Source organism: Sphingomonas sp. SDUR79 (genome assembly GCF_056821745.1).
Window position 1 is genome coordinate 3,887,419 of the sequence record NZ_JBPDIN010000001.1, and the last position, 23,406, is coordinate 3,910,824.

Consider the following 23,406-nt stretch of genomic DNA (forward strand, 5'->3'; position numbering starts at 1 on the left):
CTTCTGTGCCGGAAGACTTCGCCTCGGGAACGCACCGGATGGCGATCGGGGGAACCGGGCGGCCGCTGCATCGCATTTGATCTCCATCAATTGAGTGCTGCTGAACACAGGCATGATCGCAGCCAGCCGACGAAGAAAGGGCGCGCGATGGTACATGCCGATCCGTGTTCGACCGTCCTGCGCGCGCTGCTGGGCATCGACGCGGCGGGCGAGTTCGCGCGTCAGATCGATCAGATCGGTCGCCGGGTCCGGGTCCGTCGGGGCGAAACGCTCGAAACCGATTCGACCATCGCGACACTCGCCTTCGTGGCCGATGGCGCGACCAAGCTCGGGGCGCTCGCATCACGCGGGCGGCAGCAGATCGTCGCCTTTCACTTTGCCGGGGACATCATCTCGATCCCGGCCGAAGGGCTGCATCGCCATGTGCTCACGGCGTTGCGCGATTGCAGCCTGGCGCTGTTTCCAGCGCAAGGCTTCTATGATCGCGCAGCGGTCAGCCCACGCGTGCTGCGACTCTTGCTCGAACGCTCGCAAACCGCCCTGTTCCGCTGTCGGGACAAGGCGGTGAATCTGGGGCAGAAGACCGCGCGCGAACGCGTTGCCGGATTTCTGCTGGCGATGGCCGAGCGACTCGACTGCCGCGATCATGTGCCGGGATGCATGGACCTGCCGATGTCGCGGCGGGACATTGCCGACAGCCTCGGCCTCACGATCGAAACCGTGAGCCGTCAGATCGGTGAGCTGAAGGATGCCGGGATCATCGAAACCCGCGGCCGATCGTGCGTGATCCTGCACGATGCGGCGGAACTGGCGCGTCAGGCGGGCAATGTCGAGCCACGCGCACCTGCATCCGACGCGTTCATCACGCGCGACCCTAGATCAGGCCATGCGCTCCAGCCATCGCGCCAAGGAGTGTGATCAGCGCCGCGACCGACAGGATGCGATGCAGCCGCACCATCCGCCGCCAGTCAGCGGCGGGGGCGGGCGATTGCGCCATGCGTCGGTGCAGCGCGAGCGGCTCGATCACGAACAGCATCAGCGCGAACGCCAGCCACAGCGCCAGCATCGCATGCATCCACCACATTCCCGGATCGGTGAAACGCGACCACAGATCCGCCTGCCACGTCATCCAGAAGCCGGATCCTCCGGCAATCGCCACCCACCAGCGCGCCTGCGCCGAAAATCCCTGTTCGATCCGGTGAAATGCCGCGAGCCGCCGTTGAGGCGGCTCCGCACGGGCGATCGCCGGCATGATGACAAAGGTCACGAACCAGACTCCGCCGATCCATCCGACGACGGACACGATGTGCAGGACGCGGGCGAGGGTGAACCAGTCGATCTCCATCGACATGACCGTGCACCAGATGTGCCGGGAAAAGTTGCGCCAGATCAAATGCCGGTCGTGGCGATGGGCTAGCAATCGCGCATGGACAATCGCCTGCCCCTGATCCCGCTCGCGCTGCTGCCGCTGATTGCCATGCCGGTAGCGGCACAGGCGCAGGAGTCATCCGCACCTTCGATCGATCCCTATGTGGAGCTGCGCTACCGGGTCGAGCTGGTCGATCAGGCTGGCCTGCCCGAAACGGCCGCCGCTTCGACCCTGCGGCTGCGGGCCGGCGCGCGGCTCGATGCCTGGAAGGGGCTGAGCCTGCACGTCGAGGGCGAAACCGTCGCCCGGCTGGGGCCTGAATCGTTCAACGACACGGTGAACGGCAAGACCAGCTATCCGGTGGTGGCGGACCCCGGATTGGTCCATCTCAACCAGGCCTATGTCCACTGGCGCCCCGATGCCGCAATTGAGCTGTCGGTGGGGCGGCACAACGTCAATCTTGGCAACCAGCGCTGGATCGGCTCGGTCGACTGGCGTCAGAACGACCAGACCCTTGACCTGGCACGGGTGACGCTGCGTCCACGGGCCGGACTCACCCTCGACGCGCTGCACAGCTGGCGGGTGGATCGGGTGTTCGGGCCCGACTCGCCGCAGGGCGTGGTGCGCGATGCCAGGATCCATGCCGCGCAGATCTCCTATCAGGCAAAGCCGGTCGGTGAGCTGTCGGCCTATGGCTATTGGCTCGATTTGCCGCTGCTGGGGACGCAGTCGCGGACTCTGGGTGCACGCATTTCGGGCGCACGTCCGGTGGGGAGTGGATTCAGCCTGACCTATGTCGTCGATTATGCGCGGCAGACGGATTGGGGGCGCGGTCCGGTCCGGTTCGATCTTGGCTATCTGCTCGTCGAACCGGGCATAGCGCGTGGTGGCTGGACGGCAAAGGCCGGTCTGGAACGGCTCGACGGCAATGGAGTGGCGGCGGTGCGGACGCCGCTCGCCACGCTGCACGCGTTTAACGGCTGGGCCGACAAATTCCTGACCACTCCGGCGACCGGGCTGCGCGACCTCTATGGCGAGCTGGGCTATCGTTTCGGTGCCGGGTCGCCGCTCAAGGGGCTGGCGTTGCGCGCGATCTATCACGACTTCCGCGCCACCGCGATCGACCGGCGCTATGGCGGCGAGCTCGACTTGCTGGGGCACTATCCGATCCGCCCCGACTTGTCGGTGACCGCCAAATTCGCCCGCTATCGCGCCGACCGGTTCGCGACCGACACGACCAAGGCGTGGTTTTCGGTGCAGCTGGGCTTCTGAACGCGCTGGTGCCGCCGGTCAGCGGTCGGGCGGCACCAGATCGGGCCGGGCAAAGGCGGCAAGCGCCGCGCGATCGGTGATCTGGACACGGGCGCCGGATATCTCGATCCCATGGCTACGCAGTGTGCCGAAGGCGCGCGACAGATTCTCCGGCGTCATGCCGAGCAGCGACGCGACCATCCGCTTCTCCCCCCCCAGTTCGAACGCGTTCGCGCCGCCGCGCTGGGCGCTATAGTCGAGCAGATGGTTGGCCAGCCGCTCCGCCGACTGGCGCAGCTTGAGGTCGGTGAGCGCGCGGACGAAATCGCGATATCCCAGCGCCAGCTCATGCATCGTCGCCTGCATCAGCGCGGTGTCCTTGCGGATCACCTCGCGCATCAAGGCTGCGGGCACGAGCAGGACGCGCGATGCGACCAGCGTGCGCGCAGACATCAGATAGGGCAGGTCGGTGACCACCGCCGCGAGGATGAAGCTGTTGACCGGCTCGACAATCCGCATCGTCGTGTCGCGCCCTGACGCGGTCACATAGAGTTCGGCAAGGCCATCGACGAGCACATGCAGGAAATCAGCACGCTGGCCGGTCTCGAACAGCGTCAGCTGTGGCGGAAACACCTGGAGGAACGAGCCCGAAAGCACGCGCTCGCGCATCCCCTCGTCCATGTCGCCGAACAGCGGCAGGCGGGCAATTTCGGGCTTTTCGCCGATTCGCATCAATTCACTTCATCTCCGGCCAGTCTGGAGCCTAGCGGTTGAATTGATTCTGATCAATCAGGGGGTTGATCCGCGTCGGCATATCGCCGGGCATAGGTCAGGCGGACCGGCTTTTCGGCGCGCCCAATCTCCCTTTTTGATCCTGATCAACCGGGATGGTCATGATAGCCTCCACCGCGAACCCCTGAACTTGATTTGTGACGGGAGCTCGACATGGGGGCCGGACAGCCAGCGACCGAAGGACAACAGGGGCTTGCCCTTGGGCTGAGTACCTTTGCCTTCACCATCTGTTTTGCCGTGTGGACGATCTTTGCGATCATCGGCATCGAGATCAAGGCAGAGCTCGGCCTCAACGATACCCAGTTCGGTCTGCTGGTCGGCACGCCGATCCTGACCGGGTCGCTGGTCCGCCTCATGCTGGGCATCTGGACCGACCAGTTCGGCGGGCGGATCGTGTTTCCGCTGACCATGCTCGGCTCGGCGGCGGCGACCTTCCTGCTGTCCTACAGCGGCAATTACTATCTCATGCTGCTCGCTGCGCTCGGCCTGGGCCTGGCGGGTGGCGGCTTTGCGGTTGGCGTCGCCTATGTCTCTAAATTCTATCCGATCGAGCGGCAGGGCGCTGCGCTCGGCTTTTTCGGCATGGGCAATGTCGGCGCGGCGGTGACCAAATTCCTCGCCCCGTGGGTGATGGTCGCGGTCGGCTGGCAGGGGGTGGCGCAGATATGGGCCGGGACGCTCGCGGTCGTCGCGGTGCTGTTCTACCTGTTCGCGCGCGACGACCCCGACTATGCCGCACGCAAGGCAGCGGGGATCGGCGCGCGCAGCCTCAAGGATCAGCTCGCCCCGTTGCGCAACGAACAGGTGTGGCGCTTCTCGCTCTATTATTTCTTCGTGTTCGGCGCCTTTGTCGCGCTCGCGCTGTGGCTCCCGCAATATATGGTCGGCCTCTATGGCGTGGATGTGAAGGTGGCGGGCATGCTCGCGGCGACCTTCTCGCTCTCGGCCAGCCTGTTCCGCGCCTATGGCGGGATGCTGTCGGACAAATATGGCGCGCGCCGGATCATGTACGCCACCTTCGGCGTGTCGCTGATCTGCCTGTTCATGCTGTCCTACCCGGCGACCGACTATGTGATCCACGGCATCGATGGCGACATCACCTTCACCACCTCGATGGGCCTGGTGCCGTTCGTCATCACCGTGTTCGCGCTCGGCTTCTTCATGTCACTCGGCAAGGCGGCGGTGTTCAAGCATATTCCGGTCTATTACCCCAATCACGTCGGCGCGGTCGGCGGGATGGTGGGCATGGTCGGCGGGCTTGGCGGGTTCGTGCTGCCGATCGTGTTCGGTGCGGTCAGCGACCTGACCGGCATCTGGACCAGCTGCTTCATGGTGTTGTTCGCGTTGGTCGGCATCGCGCTCGCCTGGATGCACATTGCTATCCGCCAGATGGAACAGAAGGCCAGCGGGATCGACGCGCGCTCGCTGCCGCAATTCCCCGAAATGGCGGACCTGCACGACGCAGCTCGTCACGCCGCTGCGCAGCCCAGCCGGGTGCTGACGCAATGGACACCCGAGGATCCCGATTTCTGGCGCACTCGGGGCGAACGCATCGCGCGGCGCAACCTGACCCTCTCGATTCCGGCGCTGCTGCTCGCCTTTGCAGTGTGGATGGTGTGGTCGGTCGTCGTCGCCAAGCTGCCGATGATCGGTTTTGACTATACCACCGACCAGCTCTTCTGGCTGGCCGCGCTGCCCGGCCTGTCGGGCGCGACGTTCCGCATCTTCTATAGCTTCATGGTCCCGATCTTTGGGGGGCGGCTGTGGACGACGCTCAGCACCGCATCACTGCTGATCCCGGCCTTTGGCATCGGTTATGCCGTTCAAAATCCGGATACGCCCTATTTCATCTTCCTGGTGCTGGCGCTGCTGTGCGGCTTTGGCGGCGGCAACTTCGCCTCGTCCATGTCGAACATCAGCTTCTTCTTCCCCAAGGCGCAGAAGGGCAATGCGCTGGCGCTCAATGCCGGCCTTGGCAATCTGGGCGTGTCGGTCATGCAGTTTGCGGTGCCGATGGTGATTACCGCAGGCGTGTTCGGCGCACTGGGCGGGGCGGGCCAGGAGACGGCTACCGGCGGCCAACTGTGGCTGCAGAATGCCGGCTTCATCTGGGTGCCGTTCATCATTGCCAGCACGCTGCTGGCCTGGTTCGGAATGAACGACATTGCCGATGCCAAGGCGAGCTTTGCCGAGCAGGCGGTGATCTTCCAGCGCAAGCATAACTGGCTGATGTGCTGGCTCTATACCGGCACTTTTGGCAGCTTCATCGGCTTCTCCGCCGGGCTGCCGTTGCTCGCCAAGCAGCAATTTCCGCAGATCGACGTGCTCCAGTTCGTCTTTCTCGGCCCACTGGTCGGCGCGCTCAGCCGTGCAGGCACCGGCTGGGTATCGGATCGCTGGGGTGGGGCGCGGGTTACCTTCTGGGTGTTCGTGCTGATGATCCTCGGCGTGCTCGGGGTGATGGCGGCGATCGACGCGGGCAGCTGGTGGGGCTTCCTCGCCGGGTTCATCTTCATGTTCTTCATGACCGGGGTCGGCAACGCCTCCACCTTCCAGATGATCCCCAACATCATGCGCCGTGAAGTGCCGCGCCTGATGCCGCACCTGCCCGCCGAAGCCCAACTGCGCCAGGCGGAGAAGGAATCGGCGGCGATCGTCGGCTTCACCTCGGCGATCGCGGCCTATGGCGCCTTCTTCATCCCGAAGAGCTTCGGCAGCGCGATCGCCGCGACCGGCTCGCCGATGGCGGCCCTGTGGGGTTTCCTGATCTTCTACGCCAGCTGCGCCGCGCTGACCTGGTTCGCCTACACAAGGCGTGGCGGCCTTCTTCATGACATCGAACGCGGGATTGCCCGCCCGACTTCCATCACTCCCGCATTTACCAAAGGAGCCGCTGCATGAGCCAGCTTCTCGACCGCCTGACCTTCTTTCGCCAGAAGAAACAGGCATTTGCCGACGGCCACGGCGTAACGACCAACCAGAATCGTGACTGGGAGGACGGCTATCGCAAGCGTTGGCAGCACGACAAGATCGTGCGGAGCACCCATGGCGTGAACTGTACCGGTTCGTGCAGCTGGAAGATCTACGTCAAAGGCGGGATCATTACCTGGGAAACCCAGCAGACCGATTACCCGCGCACCCGGCCCGATCTGCCGAACCACGAACCGCGCGGCTGTCCGCGCGGGGCGAGCTATTCCTGGTACATCTATTCGGCCCAGCGGCTGAAATACCCGATGGTGCGCTCGCGGCTGCTGAAGCTGTGGCGCGCAGCGCGGCTCCGGCACAGCCCGGTGGCGGCCTGGGCTTCGATCGTCGAGGATCCGGTCAAGCGCAAAAGCTACACCGGCATTCGCGGTCATGGCGGGTTCGTGCGTTCGACTTGGGACGAGGTCAACGAGATCATCGCCGCCGCCAACGCCTATACCGTCAAAACGCATGGGCCTGACCGGGTCATCGGCTTTTCGCCGATCCCGGCGATGTCGATGGTCAGCTATGCCGCCGGCTCGCGCTACCTCTCGCTGCTCGGCGGGACGATCATGAGCTTCTATGACTGGTATTGCGACCTGCCGCCGTCCTCGCCGCAAACCTGGGGTGAGCAGACCGACGTCCCGGAGAGCGCGGACTGGTATAATGCCGGGTTCCTGATGATGTGGGGCTCGAACGTGCCCCAGACCCGCACGCCCGACGCGCATTTCATGACCGAGGCGCGCTATCGCGGTACCAAGGTTGCCGTGGTCAGCCCCGACTATGCCGAGGCGACCAAGTTCGCCGACCTGTGGCTGAACCCGAAACAGGGCACCGATGCGGCGCTTGCCATGGCGATGGGCCATGTCATCCTGCGCGAATATCATCTCGACCGGCAGGCCGAATATTTCGAGGATTATTGCCGCAAATATTCCGACATGCCGATGCTGGTGCGCCTCGTTGAAAAGGATGGCGCGTGGGTCCCGGAAAATCTGTTGCGTGCCGCCGACTTCCTGGATGACCTGGCCGAGGCGAACAACCCGGATTGGAAGACGGTCGCGATCGACGACATCGCCGATGAGGTCGTCGTCCCGTCCGGTTCGGCCGGGTTCCGCTGGGGCGAAGAAGGCAAATGGAATCTCGAGGAACGCGACGGGCGCGGCAATGCGACCAAGCTGCGTCTCACCAACATTCTCGAACGCCATCACGATGAAGTGATCGACGTCGCCTTTCCCTATTTCGGGAATCGCGAACATGATCATTTTCAGGGCACCGATCATCCGAGCGTCCTGCGTCGCCGGGTGCCGGTGCGTCAGATGCAGCTCAAGGGCGGCAAGGCCTATGTCGCGACAGTGTTCGACCTGTTCTGCGCCAATTACGGCCTCGACCGCGGACTGGGCGGCGAACATGTCGCGCGCGATTATGGGGAGATGGTCCCTTACACCCCAGCCTGGGCGGAGCGGATCACCGGCGTCCCGGCCGATCATATCATCACCGTCGCACGCGAATTTGCCAGCAATGCCGAAGCGACCAATGGCAAGTCGATGGTGATCCTGGGGGCCGGTCTCAACCACTGGTACCATATGGATATGAACTATCGCGGCATCATCAACTTGCTGGTGATGTGCGGCTGTGTCGGCCAGTCGGGCGGCGGCTGGTCGCATTATGTAGGCCAGGAAAAGCTGCGCCCGCAGACCGGCTGGACCGCGCTTGCCTTCGCCCTCGACTGGAACCGCCCGCCGCGGCACATGAACTCCACCAGCTTCTTCTACGCCCATACCGATCAGTGGCGCTACGAGACGCTGGGCGTGGACGAGATCCTGTCGCCGACCGCTCCCGATGGCGACTGGGACGCCAGCCTGATCGACTATAATGCGCGGGCCGAACGCATGGGCTGGCTGCCGTCGGCGCCGCAGCTCAAGACCAACCCGCTTGAGGTGGGGAAGGCGGTCAAGGCCAGCGGCAAGGATGCGAAGGACTATGTCGCAGATGCGCTCAAGTCCGGCGAGCTGGAACTGTCCTGCTTCGACCCGGACGATCCCGCCAACTGGCCACGCAACATGTTCGTGTGGCGCTCGAACCTGCTCGGCTCGTCGGGCAAGGGCCACGAGTATTTCCTGAAGCACCTGCTCGGCACCGCGCATGGCGTTCAGGGGAAGGATCTGGGCGAAACCGGCGCGCAGAAGCCCAAGGAGGTCAAATGGCATGACGAGGCGCCCAAGGGGAAGCTCGACCTGCTGGTGACGCTCGACTTCCGCATGTCCACCACCTGCGTCTATTCCGACATCGTCCTGCCGACCGCGAGCTGGTACGAGAAGGACGATCTGAACACGTCGGACATGCACCCGTTCATCCACCCGCTCTCGGCGGCGGTCGATCCGGTGTGGGAATCGCGCAGCGACTGGGACATCTACAAGGGGCTCGCCAAGAAATTCTCGGAGATCGCGCCCGAAGTGCTCGGTGTCGAGCAGGATGTGGTGCTGACCCCGATCCAGCATGACAGCCCGAACGAGATTGCCCAACCATATGACGTTGCAGACTGGGGGCTGGGGCAGGTCGAGCCGATTCCGGGCAAGACAATGGCGACCGTGGCCGTGGTCGAGCGCGACTATCCCAATCTCTACAAACGCTTCACTGCGCTGGGGCCGCTGATGGAATCGCTCGGCAATGGCGGCAAGGGGATCGGCTGGAACACCGACCATGAAGTCGCCAATCTCCGCGCGCTCAACGGGCCGGTGCTCGAAGCAGGGCCCGCCACGGGGATGCCGCAGATCGAAACCGCGATCGACGCGGCCGAGGTGATCCTGATGCTCGCGCCCGAAACCAATGGCGAGGTCGCGGTCAAGGCATGGGCCGCACTTTCCAGGAAGACCGGTCGCGACCACACCCATCTCGCGCTGCCGAAGGAAGAGGAGAAAATCCGGTTCCGCGACATCCAGGCCCAGCCGCGCAAGATCATCTCCTCACCGACCTGGTCGGGGCTGGAGAGCGAGCATGTCTGCTACAATGCCGGCTATACCAACGTCCACGAGCTGATCCCGTGGCGCACGCTGACCGGGCGGCAACAGCTCTATCAGGACCACAAATGGATGCGCGCCTTTGGCGAGGGCTTTTGCGTCTATCGCCCGCCGATCGATACCAAGGCGGTCAAGCCGATGCTCGACATCGCGAAGGACGCGCCGCACGTCATCCTCAACTTCATCACCCCGCACCAGAAATGGGGCATCCATTCGACCTATACCGACAATCTGCTGATGCTGACGCTGTCGCGCGGCGGACCGATCGTGTGGATGAGCGAGGTGGATGCGGCCAAGGCGGGGCTGGTCGACAACGACTGGGTCGAAACCTTCAACAGCAATGGCGCGCTGGTCGCCCGCGTGGTCGTGTCGCAGCGGATGAAGGAAGGCACCCTGTTCATGTATCATGCGCAGGAGAAGATCACCAACGTGCCCGGATCGCCGCTGACCGGTCAGCGCGGCGGTATCCACAATTCGGTGACCCGCGCGGTGCTGAAGCCGACGCACATGATCGGCGGCTATGTCCAACTTGCCTATGGCTTCAACTATTATGGGACCGTCGGTTCCAACCGCGACGAATATGTCATCGTCCGAAAATTGCACAAAGTCGACTGGCTCGAAGGCGCGCTGGCCGACGGGGAGACAGCAGCATGAAAATCCGCGCGCAGATCGGCAAGGTCCTGAACCTCGACAAGTGCATTGGCTGTCACACCTGCTCGGTAACGTGCAAGAATGTGTGGACCAGCCGCGAGGGCATGGAATACGCCTGGTTCAACAACGTCGAGACCAAGCCGGGCATCGGCTATCCCAAGGATTGGGAGAATCAGAAGCGCTGGAACGGCGGTTGGGTGCGCACGCCCGGCGGGTCGATCCGGCCCAAGATGGGCGGCAAGTGGCGGCTGCTGGCGAAGATCTTCGCCAACCCGGACCTGCCCGAAATCGACGATTATTACGAACCCTTCACCTTCGACTATGCCCATCTTCAGCAGGCGGGCGAGAGCAAGGCATTCCCGACTGCCCGCCCGCGCAGCCTGATTTCGGGCGAGCGGATGGAGAAGATCGAATGGGGCCCGAACTGGGAGGAGATCCTCGGCGGCGAATTCTCCAAGCGCTCGGAGGACTATAATTTCGAAGGGGTCCAGAAGGAGATTTACGGCCAGTTCGAAAATACCTTCATGATGTATCTGCCGCGGCTGTGCGAACATTGCCTCAACCCGACCTGCGTTGCGGCATGCCCGTCGGGCGCGATCTACAAGCGTGAGGAGGACGGCATCGTCCTGATCGACCAGGAGGCGTGCCGCGGCTGGCGCATGTGCGTGTCGGGCTGTCCGTACAAGAAGATCTATTACAACTGGAAAACCGGCAAATCGGAAAAGTGCATCTTCTGCTATCCGCGCATCGAGGCGGGGCAGCCGACGGTGTGCAGCGAAACCTGTGTCGGGCGCATCCGCTATCTCGGCGTGATGCTCTATGACGCCGACCGCATCGAGGAGGCGGCCAGCGCGGAGAATGTCGAGGATCTGTATCAGGCGCAGCTCGACATCTTTCTCGACCCCAATGACCCGGCGGTGATCGCACAGGCGCGCAAGGATGGCGTGCCTGAGAACTGGTTGGAGGCCGCGCGCCACTCGCCGGTATGGAAGATGGCGATGGAGTGGAAGGTCGCCTTCCCGCTCCACCCCGAATACCGCACGCTGCCGATGGTCTGGTACGTGCCGCCACTCTCGCCGATCAACGCGGCGGCGAGCGCCGGGCAGATTTCGGTGAACAACAATATGCCCGATGTGCGATCGTTGCGTATCCCGCTCAAATATCTCGCCAACCTGCTTACCGCAGGCGCCGAGGAGCCGGTGGCGCTGTGCCTTGAGCGGATGCTGGCGATGCGCGGCTATATGCGCGCCAAGACGGTCGAGGGGGTGCGCAACGAAGGCATCGCCGAGGCGGTCGGGCTCACCGGTACCCAGATCGAGGAAATGTACAAGGTGATGGCGCTGGCGGACTATGAAGACCGCTTCGTTATCCCGACCGGCCATCGCGAGGATGCCGAGGACATGTTCGAGGAAAAGGGCAGCTGCGGCTTTTCGTTCGGCAATGGCTGTTCGGGCGGCAGCAGCTCGGCCAATCTGTTTGGCGCCCCGGCGCGCAAGAAGCTCCAGACCCCGACGGAGGTGTTCTGATGCGCGCACTCCATCTGATCTCGCTGCTGCTGCAATATCCCTCGCTCGAACTACAGGCGGTGGCGGGCGAGTTGCGCGCGCGGCTGGCGGCTGATCCGGCGGTACCGGCGGCGGCGCTGGCCCGGCTCGATCCGCTGCTGAACCGCCTCTCCACCGACGACATCTATGCGGTGCAGGAAGTCTATGTCGAGTTGTTCGACCGGGGCCGGGCGCACAGCCTGCACCTGTTCGAACATGTTCATGGCGAAAGCCGCGACCGTGGGCAGGCGATGGTCGATCTGCGCGCGCGTTATCTCGACGCCGGGCTTGAGCCGGAGGGGAATGAGCTGCCCGATTATCTGCCGCTGTTCCTCGACTATTGCTCGACCCTGCCCGACGCGGTGGCGCGCGAAACGCTCGCCGAACCCGGCGTCGTGCTGATCGCGCTTGCCGCCCGGCTTGAGGCGCGCGAGTCCGATTATGCCCCGGTATTCGCGCTGCTGTGCGACATTGCGGGGATCGAAATGGATGCCGAGGCGCGCAACGCGCTGCCGCCGGTCGAGGATCCGCAGGACCTCGAAACCCTCGATGCGCAGTGGGAGGAGGAGGAAATTCGCTTCACCGCCGACGCAGCGCCCGACCCCAACGCCGCCTGCCCGCAGGTCAGCGCGATCCTTGACCGGATGCGCGCCCCCCTTGCTGCCCAACCGGCAACCAGGAGCTGAACCATGGACACCTTTCTCAACCACCTTCTGTTCGGCATCTACCCCTATATCGCGCTGTCGGTGCTGGCGATCGGATCGATCGTGCGGTTCGACCGCGAGCCCTATAGCTGGCGGACCGGCTCCAGCCAGTTGCTGCGTCGCAAGCAGCTGATGATCGGATCGGTATTGTTCCATGTCGGCGTGCTGTTCGTGCTGTTCGGCCATATCGTCGGCCTGCTCGTGCCGATCTGGGTGTTCGACAGCCTCTATGTCCGCCACGAATGGAAACAGGCGCTGGCGGTGTTCGGCGGCGGCTCTGCGGGCATCATCTCGTTCATCGGCGCGTCGATGCTGTTGCACCGCCGGCTGTTCGACGCGCGCATCCGCAAACATTCGACCTTTGCCGATACCGGAATCCTGGCGCTGCTGTGGCTCCAGCTTGCGCTCGGCCTGGCGACCGTGCCGATTTCGCTTGGGCATATGAATGGCGAGCAGATGGTGCGGTTCATGAGCTGGGCGAACGGGATTTTCACCTTCAACCCGACCGCCTCGCTGTTTCTCGAAGGATCGCACTGGATCTTCCGCGTCCATATCTTTCTGGGCCTGACGATCTTCCTGCTGTTTCCGTTCACCCGGCTGGTCCACATGTTGAGCGCGCCGGTGCGCTATCTTTGGCGCGGCGGCTACCAGATCGTCCGTTCGCGCAGGAACCTCAGCCATGGATGAGGTGCTGGAACGCCGCCCGGTGCGGGTCGCGGGGGTGGAAATTCCCGAAGCCGCGATCGCGGCGGAGGCGCAGAACCATCCCGCGCCCGACGCCGATACTGCGTGGCGCGAGGCGGCCGAGGCGCTCGCAATCCGCCAGCTGCTGCTGGTCGAGGCCGACCGGCTGGGCATTGCTGCGACCGAGCGCAGCGATGCACAGGGGCGGGCGTTGGCCGAGGATGATGCGCGGATCGACGCCTTGCTGGAGCAGGAGGTTGCGGTTCCGGTCGCGACCGAGCCGGAGGCGCGCCGCTTCTACGACCGGCATCGCGACCGTTTCACCAGCGATACGCTGGTCGAGGCTGAACATATCCTGTTTTCGGCCAGTCCGGACGACAGCTTTGCCTATAGCCTTGCGGTTGGCGATGCGCGGATGGCGATCCGCAAGATCCAGGCCGAGCCCGGCTGTTTCGGCGAGCTCGCCCGCAGCCGCTCCGCCTGTCCGTCCAAGGAGCATGGCGGCAATCTGGGGCAGATCGGCAAGGGGCAGACCGTTGCTGAATTCGAAGCCGCGTTGCTCGCGCTGGGTGAGGCGGAACTGTGTCCCGAACCGGTCCGCACACGCTTTGGCGTCCATGTAGTCCGTGCCGGACGGCGGGTCGAGGGGCGCCAATTGCCGTTCGAGGCGGTCGAGGCGTCGATCCGCGCCTATCTGGAGGAAGCAAGCTACCGCAAGGCGATGGCCCAATATCTGTCGATCCTGGCCAGCCAGGTGACGGTCGAGGGCGTCGCACTGCCGATCGCGGACGGGCCGCTGGTCCAGTGACTGACCTTCGCGCCCGGCAGCCCGACCTGTTGTCGCTCGCCCCGCCGCTGCGCGACGGAATCGGTCGGCGCTTCGAATATCTGCGCCTGTCGCTTACCGAAGTCTGCAATTTCAGCTGCACCTATTGTCTGCCCGACGGCTATCGTCGGCCGTGCAACCGCCCGGTGGAACTGTCGGCGGACGAGATCGGGCGGGCGGTTGCGGCGTTCGCCACGCTGGGGCTTTGGAAGGTGCGGCTGACCGGGGGCGAACCGACGCTTCGGCGCGATTTCGATGCAGTGGCGCGAACGGTGGCGGCAGTGCCCGGGATCCGTCGGGTCGCCATGACCACCAATGGTTATCGGCTGGCCGAGCGCGCGCAGGCATGGCGCGATTGCGGGATCAGCGCGATCAATATCAGCGTCGACTCGCTCGATCCGGCTCGGTTTGCCGCGATCACCGGCCATGACCGGCTTGCCGACATCCTGCGCGGTGTGGACGCGGCGCAGGCGGCGGGGTTCGAAAGCATCAAGCTCAACGCCGTGCTGATGCGCGGCATCAACGACGATGAGCTGGAGGCGATGGTCGATTTCGTCGCCAGCCGCGATCTGTCGCTGCGCTTCATCGAAGTGATGCGGACCAACGACAATGCCGCATTCTTCGCCGCGCGCCATGTCGGGGGGCAGACGGTGATCGATCGACTCGAAGCTTCGGGCTGGACGCGACTTCCGCGCCAGCCCGGCGCGGGTCCGTCAATCGAACTGGGGCATCCGTCCGCAAAGGGCCGGATCGGCATCATTGCGCCCTATGCGCAGGATTTTTGTGCGAGCTGCAACCGGCTACGGCTGTCGTCCGACGGACGGCTGCATCTGTGCCTGTTCGGCGATGGCGGCATCGACCTGCGCCCGCAGCTGACCGGGGACAATCCGGCGGCGCTGCTCGCGCGGATACGGGGGCTGGTTGCCACCAAGGCTCCGGCGCATCGGCTGCACGCCGGCGATAGCGGTGCTACTCCTCATCTTGCATCGATCGGAGGCTGACCGATGACTACCACGACGGGTGACGCCCGGATTACCGTCGAATTGTGCGGCCGCCTTGCCGATCCCTGCGGCCGATCGGTCAGCATCGGCATCCCCGCCCCGGGGCTGTCGGTGCCCGAACTGGTCGCACGGCTGGTTCAGGGCTTTCCAGCGCTGTTGCCGGCGCTTGAACGGGGGCGCATCCGCGCCTGTATCAATGAAACGATCGTTCCAGATCAGACGATCGTGCGACCGGGGGACCTGGTCGCGCTGTTTCCGCCGGTGTCGGGGGGCTGATCATGGCAGTCGAACTTGCCGAGGCCGCGTTTGATCCTGCGGCGCGGCTCGCGGCCTTCGGTTGCGCGGCGGCAGAGGAGGGCGCGGTGGTCAGTTTCACCGGCCATGCCCGCGCGAGCGGCCACGAGGGCGCGGTGGCTTCGCTGGTGCTGGAGGCATATCGCGGCGTCACCCTCGCTTCGATGCAGGAAATTGACCGCGATGCACATGCCCGATTCGCGGTCACGCGCAGCGATATGGTGCATCGCCACGGGCGGATCGCGCCGGGCGAGGCGATCGTGTTTGTCGCGGTCGCGGCCCGCCATCGCCGGGCGGCGTTCGAAGCTGCTGACTATATGATGGACCGCCTCAAGACCGAGGCGGTGTTCTGGAAGCGGGAGGAAGGGGCAATCGATCGCTGGATCGAGCCGACCGAACGCGACATGGATGATGTCCGGCGCTGGGCGCCGATCGAGGAGTGAATTGTGCCCGGAATTGACGAGAGCCTGACCTTCTTTCCGCTGGGCATGGCGGTGCTGACCATTTCCGACACGCGCACGCTTGAAACCGATACGTCGGGCGCGACGCTGGTCGAGCGGCTGCAGCGCGCCGGGCATGCGCTGGTTGATCGGGCCATCGTGCGCGACGACATTGCTGCGATCCGTGCGCAGTTGCAGCGCTGGCTGGCGCTGCCGGAGATCGAGATTATCCTGACCACCGGGGGTACGGGCTTTTCGCCGCGCGACAATACACCCGAAGCGGTCAAGCCGTTGTTGCGGCGCGAGATGGACGGGTTTTCCGCGGCGTTTCATGCCAAGAGCCTGACCACGGTCGGGGTGGCGACGATGCAGTCGCGCGCCTTTGCGGGGCAGGCGGGCGACGCCTTTGTCTTTTGCGTGCCTGGATCGACCGGCGCCTGCCGCGATGCGTGGGATGGGCTGCTCGAACTGGAATTCGACAGTCGGCATCGGCCCTGCTCGATCGCCGGTGCCTTGCCCCGGCTGCGCGACGTCTGCGCATGATCACCCTTGATGCCGCGCTCGCGTTGCTGGCGGATGCGGTGACGCCGCTGGGGAGCGAGGACGTGGCGATCGACGCGACGGCCGGGCGCGTGCTCGCCGCACCGGTGATCGCGCGCACCGCGTCCCCCCGCAGCGCCGTGGCGGCGATGGATGGCTATGCCGTGAGCGCCGCGACCACGGTGCCCGATGCGCCGCTGCGCCTTATCGGCGAGAGCCGGGCGGGCGCGCGGTTCGCCGGCTGTGTCGGTGCCGGGGAAGCGGTGCGGATCTTCACCGGCGCACCCATGCCCGACGGCGCCGACCGCTGTATCATGCAGGAATATGCGACCCGCGACGGCGATCTGGTGCGCTTCGCCCCCGGCTATGGCCCGGGGTGGCATGTGCGCGAGGCGGGCAGCGACTTTGAAGCGGAGACCGAACTGCTCGCGGCGGGCACGCGCCTCGGGCCGCGCGCCATGGTCGCCGCTGCGGCGGCCGACCGGGCGATGCTGAGCGTCCATGCCCGGCCCCGGGTTGCGATCCTTGGCACCGGGGACGAGCTCGCGCCGCCCGGCAGCGCCTGGCAGCGGAGCGACGCAATCCCGGACAGCGTCACCCATGGGATTACCGCGATGGTCGAACAAGCGGGCGGGGAAGTCGTGACGCGGTCGACCGGGGGCGATGACCTCAACATGCTGGAGGCACTGGCCGCTACGCTACTCGCCGCCGCCGATGTGGTGGTCGTGACCGGCGGGGCATCGGTTGGCGAGCGGGATTTCGCGCGGCCGATGTTCGCCCCGCATGGTCTGGACCTGTTGTTTGCAAAGGTCGCGATCAAGCCGGGCAAGCCGGTGTGGATCGGTCGCGCCCGCGGGACATGGGTCGTCGGGCTGCCGGGTAACCCCGGATCGGCGATGGTGACCGCGCGGCTGTTCCTGCTCCCCCTGCTGGCCGCGCTGCAGGGACAGGCGGTGGCGCAGCTGCTGCGCTGGCGCCACCTTCCGCTCGCCGCCCCGCTCGGTGCGACCGGATCGCGCGAGACGCTGGTGCGGGCCTGCTGGGACGATGCCGGCCTGCGCCCGATCGCGATGCAGGACAGCGGCGCGCAGCACGCGCTGGTCGAGGCCGGATGGTTGATCCGGTGCCCGGCGGGCCGGTCGGCCTTGCCATGCGGACAGGCGGTCGCGGCGCTTTCATTTACGCCGGACGCGTGAGGCGTCGCTCGGCCTCGGCAAGCGCTTCGCGGTCGTTCAAATTCGCAAATGGATCGTCGTCGGGCGCATTGGGCCATTGCAAAGGGATGAGGTCGCGGATGCTGGCAAAGCGATACAGCGACGTGCCGCCCGCCTGCACATAGGCGTCCAACGCAGGCTGGTCCACGCGCCATAATGCGGCAAGTGGCTGATAGTGCTCATTGATCACAGGCATTGCGACATCATGCCCGGCGATTGCGGCGGTCAAGGTGGCAACCAGATCGCCGGGCAGGAAGGGCTGGTCGCACCCGATAAGCAGAAGATGCTGGCGCCCCTGCGCGCGCGCGAAGCGAAAGCCGCTGTCGAGCGCGCTGATCGGGCCGATGCCGGGTCGGGCATCGCAAAGCAGTGGAAGATCGCTTGCCGGAAGCTGGTCGGGCTCGCGCACCGCCAGCGCGATGCAATCGGACTGGGCCTGCGCAATCGCGATCGCCCGGTCGAGCAAGCTGTGCCCGGCGAGTGGGCGGAGGGGCTTGCCTCCGCCCATCCGTCGACCGGCCCCGCCAGCGGCGATGACGATAGCGGGGGCAATCATGGTCATGGTTTGTTTTGACTCACTGCCTCTACAGCATAGCCATGGCCGGCGGCGTTGAAAACCGGACGGGCGCATCGTGTGCGGTGCGGTGCCGTCAGTGTCGCGCGAGCAACGTCCCGACGCCGCGTCGGATCATCGGCAGGCGACCGGCTGCGCGGAGCAGGGCGGGCCGCGCCAGCCGCGCAATCGCGTCGTCGCGGGTGTAGAGACCCACAATGGCATTGGTCGCATCGAAGATCGGACGGCAGGCGAGCCTGTGAAGCCGCTCGAAGCGCTGTAGGGCGTGCGCGTCTCCGGGATCGCGGCTGTGTCCATGCGCTTGGAGCAGCTCGCGCGCCAAACCATGCTGCCCTAGCAGGCCGAGGTTGAAGCCATGCGCCGTCACCGGGTGCATTCCCACCGCCGCATCGCCAATCAGGGCAGCGCGCGGTGCCACAAAGCGCTTCGCCCAGGTGACCGTGAGCGGATAAACGTGCCGCGTGCTGACAAGGCGCATTTGACCCAGCCGGAACGCGAACCTGCGGCTGATGACTTCACCAAACGCAGCTTCGCTAAGGCCGGCCAAATGCTCTGCCTCGGCGGACGGGAGCGTGATGACAGCGGACGATGTTCGCCCGTGCAGCGGGAGCAGTGCCAAGGCCTGGCGGTAATCGAACCATTCGGTCGCGACACGCGCGTGGTTCGCCTCATGTTCGACACGACAGACGAGCATCGAGCGTCCCGTGCGCTGCATCGTCGCGCCGATGCCGAGCATCCCGCGAATCGTCGAGAAGCGCGAGTCCGCAGCGATGAGCATTCTCGAGTGGAGCACGATTCCGTTGCTCAGGACAACTTCGACGCGATCATGTTGGGACCGAACGCCAGTCACCTCGATGCCGGTAAGGAAGCGAATGTCAGAGCGAGAAGCCGTCGTCCTAAAAAGTTCGCGTCGAATGCATTGGTTTGGCACCAGCCAGCCGAGCAAGCCTTCGATCCGCGAACTTGGCTCGAAGCACAGCGTAAATTGAGACTTGCCATTTAGAACCATTGCGGCGCGCAGCGGGGCGGCCTCGTCGCCCATGCGCGGGGTCCATGCCGAAAGCCCATCGAGAATGCGGATCGAGCGATGGGTCAGAGCGATCTCTCGACCGTCAAATGGAGGTTCGGCCAACTGCTCCAGAGTTTGACGTTCGACGACGGTGATCGCCAGGCCATGGCCTGATAAGGAGGTGGCCAGGCTCAGGCCAGCCGGTCCGCCGCCGACAATGACAATGTCGCTATCCATTGACTGCTCCAACATCCATGGACCGGTAGCGTATTTGAGGCGAACCGCTGTGATATAGCGCAAATCCAGTCTACGATGTGGGGTGCGAAGCGATGGTCCGCTCGCTCATGTCGGGCCTGCTCGGTTCGAACAATCCTGAAGGGCGAGCCAACCTTCCCGGATCATCAGAAAGGGCTTGCGGCGACCAGGCCCAGTGCCATGCACAGATTTTTGTGATGGACGTTGGGTCGCGCAAGGTTGCTAGAGCATCGACGAACCCCGAATTCTGACAGTTCGTGTTAGTCCGCACAGCCATCGCATCTGTCGTAGAAGATTGGATTGCGCATCCATTCGTTTACCGCGGACTCGCGCCAGCCGGTGCATCGCGTGCTGATCCGGATGTTCTGCGGGAACGTGCCGTTCTGCATCTTGCGGTACATCGTCGAGCGGCTGAGTCCGGTGCGTTCGAGCACGCTCTTGAGACGGAGGATGCGGTCGGGGATCTCGGTCATGGCTTGGTCCTGTCTGCGTCGGTCTGGCTTCCCGCGAACAGGATTGGAATCGAGCTTGCCGTGCAAGGGGGATGGGGCTGAGCGTCACCAGGACAGTGCTGTGTCGTACAAAGACATACTCACGCGTAGGTTCGATTTTCGTGGCTCGAATCCCATGGCGTCTCACGCTTCGCGTGACCGCGCTCTACGCCGCTTGCGCGTCGCCGAGTCGCTCTGCGGCGTCTCGGCCTTTCCAGGTGACGATCGCGTGACGCCGGCCGGGCGCTGCCCGGAAACGGAACGCGATAGCTGATGAGCGTGCGCTGGCGGACTTCTACGAAGCCGCCAGGGTCCGCAGCGCCTTTTTTCGTCGCGTGGCACACTCGATCCGGCCGGAGGGCGCGGCGGCGGCTGGCGCACAGCTGCGCGCGCACGCCGCCGCGACGGTCGTCCGGCTTCGAGAGTGCGTTTGTGTTTGGCTCTGTGGAGCTGAGCAGCGCTGCGCGCTGATGTGCTGCGGTCACCGCGCCGGGGCGCGGTGGCGTGGGCCTCCGGCACGCGATCTGGCGGAGGTGGGCGTCGCTACCCTTTGAACCCGCCGCGGCGTGCCGCAACCCCGGCTGTGCCGGGGTCCTTCTCTTCGTTTCGGCCCTTCGGGTGCGGCCCGCCTTAATCGGCGGGATCGCCGGTCCGCTCCTGCCGCCCACCCCCGCCATTCCGGCGCCGGTTGCGGTGGTTTTGAAGGAGTGAGGAGCGATGAAGACCGGGAACGAGCGTGCGAGCCTTTATGCGGAGGTGACGGCCCGTGTGATCGCCGAGCTGGAGGCAGGGCGGCTGCCTTGGGTGCAGCCGTGGGATGCGGCTTCGTGCGGATGTACCATGCCTGCCAATGCCGTGACCGGGCGGCGTTATTCGGGGATCAATGTGCTGATCCTGTGGGCGGCTGTGATCGAAGGCGGCTATGCGTCGCAGCGCTGGCTGACCTTCAAGCAGGCGCAGGCAGCGGGCGGCAGTGTTCGCAAGGGCGAGCGGGGAACGACCGTCTGTTATGCGGATCGCTTCACGCCAAAGGATGAGGCGGAACGCGCGCGCGACGAGGATCGCGAGGCACGGCAGCTGGCGTTCCTCAAGCGGTTTACGGTGTTCAATGTCGAGCAGTGCGAGGGGCTGCCCGAGCGGTTGACCGATCTGCCCGAACTTCCGGCCGAGGCTGATATCCTGCCGCAGGTTCGCAGTCTGATCGATGCGAGCGGCGCGGACTTCCGGGTTGGCGGGGGCGAGGCCTATTATTCGCCGGGTGGCGATTATGTCGCTGTGCCGCCGCAGGCAGCGTTCGGCGAGCCGATCAACTGGTATCGCACCGCACTGCACGAGCTTGGCCACTGGACGGGGCACAGCAGCCGGTTGGACCGTAACCAGCGCGGCGGATTTGGCAGTGCTGACTATGCGCGTGAGGAGCTTGTCGCCGAGATGGCGAGTGCGTTCGCCTGCGCTTCGCTGGCGATTGCGCCGACCGTCCGCCATGCCGACTATATCCGGTCGTGGCTTGAGGTGTTGCGCGATGACGAGCGCGCGATTTTCCGTGCGGCGAGTGCCGCGAGCAAGGCGGCCGACTATCTGCTCGCCTTCGCGCCTTCCGCAGAGGCGCAGTCATGAGCGAGAACCTTACCGACTCCGAAATCTTCCAACGGCTGGAGGCCGGGTTGGAGCGCATGCCGAAACTGCGGCGCGAAATCTTTTTCGCGATCCGGTTGGACAACCTGTCCTATGCCGAGATCGCCGAGCGCACCGGGCTCAGCGTGGAGCAGGTCGAGCGGCATTTTGCGCAGAGCATGCTGGCTCTTCGCGACGCGCTCGATGGAGCTCCACCTATCCCGTGTTGGAAGCGCATCCTGCGGCGGATCGCGGAGAGGTGGCGGCGATGAACATTGCAGCCTCGCCGGTTCGCCGGCGAGGCTGTCCCAAGCAACTTCATGGCGTTAGGATGCTCCCATGCAGACCGGCCTCGACCATCTTCCATCGACCAAGCAGCGCGAGCTGGAGCGCATCGTCCAGATTCTGTTTGCCGAGTTCGAGGATGCGACCGCGCTCGCCACGCAGAAGTGGAAGAAGCAGGGGCGTATCCTCAAGGTGATCCTCTACGGCTCTTACGCGCGCGGCGACTGGGTCGAAGATCCGGTCGGCGGCTATTATTCCGACTACGACATCCTCGTTGTAGTCAGCGACGACCGGCTTACCGACCCGGTGGAATATTGGGCCAAGGCGGATGATCATTTTGTCCGCGAGGTGACCATCTCCAAGCGGATCAGCGCGCCGGTCGCGTTCATCGTTCATAGCCTTGCTGACGTGAACGACCAGCTGCTGCGCGGGCGCCCGTTTTTCATCGACGCCATCCAGCAGGGCATCGTGCTTTATGAGGCCGACGGCCACCCGTTCGCGACGCCGCAGCCACTGACCGATGAGGCAGCGCGTGCGGAAGCGCAGAAGAACTTCGACTATTGGTTTCCGCTATCTGTCCATGGGTTAAGCCTCGCGCGCACCAGCATTGAAAACGGCGTGCCGCGCGATGCGGCATTCATGATGCACCAAGCCGCTGAGCGTGCATATCATTGCTTGTTACTGACACTCGCACTCTACAGCCCCAAATCGCACAAGCTGAACTTCCTGCGCGCGCAGGCGGAGCCGCTGGTTCATGAGCTGATCGGCGTCTGGCCGCGCGATACCAAGTTCGCGCGGCGCTGCTTCGAACTGCTGCAGCAGGCCTACGTCAATGCGCGCTACTCGCCGCACTATAAAGTCACGCCGGAGGAACTGGCGTGGCTCATGGAGCGGATAGAGGTCCTGCAGAATGTAGTGCGCGACGTTTGCAAACGGCGGCTCGCGCCGCGCGATTGATGGCGCGGCGCGAGCGCTTCAGCCCTTCACTCTTCCGCGCGTCGCAGCGCGTCCGCGAGCATCACAGCGAACGCTTCTTCGGCCTGGGTGCGGGCGTTCTGATCTTTTGCTGTCAGATCGCGACGGACCCATTCCGGCGCGCGCTTGAGAAAAGCGAGGATCGTCGCTTCGAGGTCTTCGGTCATCGCGGGCCTATGCGCGGGGTTCGCGCGTGTGCGCAAGTGCTTCGAACGCGCGCCTGCCGCGCCGCCGCCAGAGCAGCAGCGCGTCTTCGCGATCCTCGCTGCGCAACGTCGCGGCGGCCTCGACCAGCAGCCCGAAGATGACGGCGCGGTCATCGTCGGTGAGATCGACGAGGCCCGCCTTTGCGACCAGCCCGCCCAGCTCGATCAGCTGGCGCGTTCGCTCGCGGCGCTTGATGACCCACCCACGCTTGTCGTCACGCACGATCCTGGCGCTCAGCCGCTGGCGCGCCGCTCTCGCCCGCCTGAGTGCCGCGCGGTTTTGCATCAGCGCTTCCACCAGTGCGACGCAAGCCTTGAAAGAACGCAGCGCCGCGTTTGCGCCAGCTCTCCTTCGCGCCGGGGTCTTTGCTCTCGACGCCTGCGACCAGCAGCCCGGCAAGCTGCTCGATCGGAAGTGTATCGGCACCAGTCGCTACGACCAGTTCGCCAAGCTGGCGCAGCTTGCGCTCCTTGAGCTGTTTCGCCTTGTCGTTGAGCGCCTCAAGCTCGGCATCGAAATCGCGGGGTTTACGCATCCTGCCTTCTCCAATTGCATGGGGGAGGCACACCAGTTATCGGACCATTCGATCAAGCTCAACGCTCTGAAATCTCATGGGATTCATCAGTCCCGAGAAAGATGAATTCTTTGGAGGGCGCGCTTATACGTCGTGCCGACGTGCTCTTTGAAGTGTAAGTGGATTGCCGT

24 protein-coding genes are annotated in these 23,406 nt (G+C 64.8%); 16 read left to right on the forward strand and 8 right to left on the reverse strand.

Annotated features, from left to right (window positions below):
• The first annotated feature begins 147 nt into the window (after positions 1-147).
• Entirely contained in the window at positions 148-918 is a 771-nt protein-coding gene (locus tag ACRYLO_RS18985) for a helix-turn-helix domain-containing protein (protein ID WP_224922734.1), read from the forward strand.
• Here the strand turns inward: ACRYLO_RS18985 and ACRYLO_RS18990 are convergent.
• On the reverse strand, positions 875-1,351 hold the full coding sequence (locus ACRYLO_RS18990) for a hypothetical protein (RefSeq protein ID WP_482661608.1): 477 nt from the start codon (positions 1,349-1,351) through the stop codon (positions 875-877). The two genes, ACRYLO_RS18985 and ACRYLO_RS18990, sit on opposite strands and share 44 nt — an antisense overlap.
• A 75-nt stretch (positions 1,352-1,426) precedes the next feature.
• Here ACRYLO_RS18990 and ACRYLO_RS18995 point away from each other — a divergent pair, with 75 nt between their 5' ends.
• On the forward strand, positions 1,427-2,641 hold the full coding sequence (locus tag ACRYLO_RS18995) for a hypothetical protein (RefSeq protein WP_482661609.1): 1,215 nt from the start codon (positions 1,427-1,429) through the stop codon (positions 2,639-2,641).
• A gap of 18 nt (positions 2,642-2,659) precedes the next feature.
• Here the strand turns inward: ACRYLO_RS18995 and ACRYLO_RS19000 are convergent, their stop codons facing one another.
• Positions 2,660-3,352 carry a helix-turn-helix domain-containing protein gene (locus ACRYLO_RS19000; RefSeq protein ID WP_482661610.1) on the reverse strand — a complete coding sequence of 231 codons (693 nt, stop codon included), beginning with the start codon at positions 3,350-3,352 and terminating at the stop codon, positions 2,660-2,662.
• 213 nt (positions 3,353-3,565) lie between these two features.
• Here ACRYLO_RS19000 and ACRYLO_RS19005 point away from each other — a divergent pair, with 213 nt between their 5' ends.
• From ACRYLO_RS19005 to ACRYLO_RS19055, 11 genes are read left to right on the forward strand one after another with little or no spacing between them, the layout of a single operon-like run.
• Entirely contained in the window at positions 3,566-6,313 is a 2,748-nt protein-coding gene (locus ACRYLO_RS19005) for a nitrate/nitrite transporter (RefSeq protein WP_482661611.1), read from the forward strand.
• Positions 6,310-10,047 (forward strand): nitrate reductase subunit alpha, encoded by a 3,738-nt coding sequence (locus ACRYLO_RS19010; RefSeq protein ID WP_482661612.1) that lies wholly within the window; start codon positions 6,310-6,312, stop codon positions 10,045-10,047. The genes ACRYLO_RS19005 and ACRYLO_RS19010 overlap by 4 nt, the downstream gene beginning before the upstream one ends.
• Positions 10,044-11,570: a nitrate reductase subunit beta gene (gene narH, locus ACRYLO_RS19015; protein WP_482661613.1), complete on the forward strand. Its 1,527-nt coding sequence runs from the start codon at positions 10,044-10,046 to the stop codon at positions 11,568-11,570. Before ACRYLO_RS19010 ends, narH begins: the two co-directional genes overlap by 4 nt.
• Entirely contained in the window at positions 11,570-12,274 is a 705-nt protein-coding gene (narJ, locus tag ACRYLO_RS19020; RefSeq protein WP_482661614.1) for a nitrate reductase molybdenum cofactor assembly chaperone, read from the forward strand. The genes narH and narJ overlap by 1 nt, the downstream gene beginning before the upstream one ends.
• A gap of 3 nt (positions 12,275-12,277) precedes the next feature.
• The gene (gene narI / locus ACRYLO_RS19025; RefSeq protein WP_482661615.1) at positions 12,278-12,979 is read left to right on the forward strand and encodes a respiratory nitrate reductase subunit gamma; all 702 of its coding nucleotides are present in this window, start codon (positions 12,278-12,280) and stop codon (positions 12,977-12,979) included.
• Entirely contained in the window at positions 12,972-13,784 is an 813-nt protein-coding gene (locus tag ACRYLO_RS19030) for a peptidylprolyl isomerase (protein WP_482661616.1), read from the forward strand. The genes narI and ACRYLO_RS19030 overlap by 8 nt, the downstream gene beginning before the upstream one ends.
• A complete protein-coding gene (moaA, locus tag ACRYLO_RS19035; RefSeq protein ID WP_482661617.1) occupies positions 13,781-14,803 on the forward strand; it encodes a GTP 3',8-cyclase MoaA in 1,023 nt (340 codons plus the stop codon). Before ACRYLO_RS19030 ends, moaA begins: the two co-directional genes overlap by 4 nt.
• 3 nt (positions 14,804-14,806) lie before the next feature.
• Positions 14,807-15,079, forward strand: coding sequence for a MoaD/ThiS family protein (locus ACRYLO_RS19040; RefSeq protein ID WP_224922717.1), 273 nt, complete (start codon positions 14,807-14,809; stop codon positions 15,077-15,079).
• Between the two features lie 2 nt (positions 15,080-15,081).
• Positions 15,082-15,540, forward strand: coding sequence for a molybdenum cofactor biosynthesis protein MoaE (locus tag ACRYLO_RS19045; RefSeq protein ID WP_482661618.1), 459 nt, complete (start codon positions 15,082-15,084; stop codon positions 15,538-15,540).
• 3 nt (positions 15,541-15,543) lie between these two features.
• On the forward strand, positions 15,544-16,080 hold the full coding sequence (locus ACRYLO_RS19050; protein WP_482661619.1) for a molybdenum cofactor synthesis domain-containing protein: 537 nt from the start codon (positions 15,544-15,546) through the stop codon (positions 16,078-16,080).
• Entirely contained in the window at positions 16,077-17,273 is a 1,197-nt protein-coding gene (locus tag ACRYLO_RS19055) for a molybdopterin molybdotransferase MoeA (protein WP_482661620.1), read from the forward strand. Before ACRYLO_RS19050 ends, ACRYLO_RS19055 begins: the two co-directional genes overlap by 4 nt.
• Here the strand turns inward: ACRYLO_RS19055 and mobA are convergent.
• The 3 genes from mobA to ACRYLO_RS19070 form a co-directional block, all read right to left on the reverse strand.
• On the reverse strand, positions 17,257-17,853 hold the full coding sequence (mobA, locus tag ACRYLO_RS19060; protein ID WP_482661621.1) for a molybdenum cofactor guanylyltransferase: 597 nt from the start codon (positions 17,851-17,853) through the stop codon (positions 17,257-17,259). The genes ACRYLO_RS19055 and mobA overlap by 17 nt on opposite strands.
• An 88-nt stretch (positions 17,854-17,941) precedes the next feature.
• Positions 17,942-19,111: a 5-demethoxyubiquinol-8 5-hydroxylase UbiM gene (gene ubiM / locus ACRYLO_RS19065; protein ID WP_482661622.1), complete on the reverse strand. Its 1,170-nt coding sequence runs from the start codon at positions 19,109-19,111 to the stop codon at positions 17,942-17,944.
• Between the two features lie 278 nt (positions 19,112-19,389).
• Positions 19,390-19,602 carry a helix-turn-helix transcriptional regulator gene (locus ACRYLO_RS19070; RefSeq protein ID WP_482661623.1) on the reverse strand — a complete coding sequence of 71 codons (213 nt, stop codon included), beginning with the start codon at positions 19,600-19,602 and terminating at the stop codon, positions 19,390-19,392.
• A gap of 735 nt (positions 19,603-20,337) precedes the next feature.
• Between ACRYLO_RS19070 and ACRYLO_RS19075 the strand changes: the two genes are divergently transcribed.
• The 3 genes from ACRYLO_RS19075 to ACRYLO_RS19085 all read left to right on the forward strand — a co-directional run bounded on the left by ACRYLO_RS19075 (position 20,338) and on the right by ACRYLO_RS19085 (position 22,476).
• Positions 20,338-21,237 carry an ArdC family protein gene (locus ACRYLO_RS19075; RefSeq protein ID WP_482661624.1) on the forward strand — a complete coding sequence of 300 codons (900 nt, stop codon included), beginning with the start codon at positions 20,338-20,340 and terminating at the stop codon, positions 21,235-21,237.
• A complete protein-coding gene (locus ACRYLO_RS19080) occupies positions 21,234-21,506 on the forward strand; it encodes a sigma factor-like helix-turn-helix DNA-binding protein (protein WP_482661625.1) in 273 nt (90 codons plus the stop codon). Before ACRYLO_RS19075 ends, ACRYLO_RS19080 begins: the two co-directional genes overlap by 4 nt.
• Before the next feature lie 67 nt (positions 21,507-21,573).
• Positions 21,574-22,476: a HEPN domain-containing protein gene (locus ACRYLO_RS19085; protein WP_482661626.1), complete on the forward strand. Its 903-nt coding sequence runs from the start codon at positions 21,574-21,576 to the stop codon at positions 22,474-22,476.
• Positions 22,477-22,502: 26 nt separating this feature from the next.
• Here ACRYLO_RS19085 and ACRYLO_RS19090 read toward each other — a convergent pair whose 3' ends face one another.
• The 3 genes from ACRYLO_RS19090 to ACRYLO_RS19100 are packed head-to-tail and all read right to left on the reverse strand — an operon-like array spanning position 22,503 to position 23,236.
• Complete coding sequence (locus ACRYLO_RS19090; protein WP_482661627.1) at positions 22,503-22,661, reverse strand: DUF6771 family protein; 159 nt, start codon at positions 22,659-22,661, stop codon at positions 22,503-22,505.
• Positions 22,662-22,668: 7 nt separating this feature from the next.
• Positions 22,669-22,923, reverse strand: coding sequence for a conjugal transfer protein TraD (locus ACRYLO_RS19095; RefSeq protein WP_482661628.1), 255 nt, complete (start codon positions 22,921-22,923; stop codon positions 22,669-22,671).
• Positions 22,916-23,236, reverse strand: coding sequence for a conjugal transfer protein TraD (locus ACRYLO_RS19100; protein ID WP_482661629.1), 321 nt, complete (start codon positions 23,234-23,236; stop codon positions 22,916-22,918). Before ACRYLO_RS19100 ends, ACRYLO_RS19095 begins: the two co-directional genes overlap by 8 nt.
• Between the last annotated feature and the right edge of the window lie 170 nt (positions 23,237-23,406).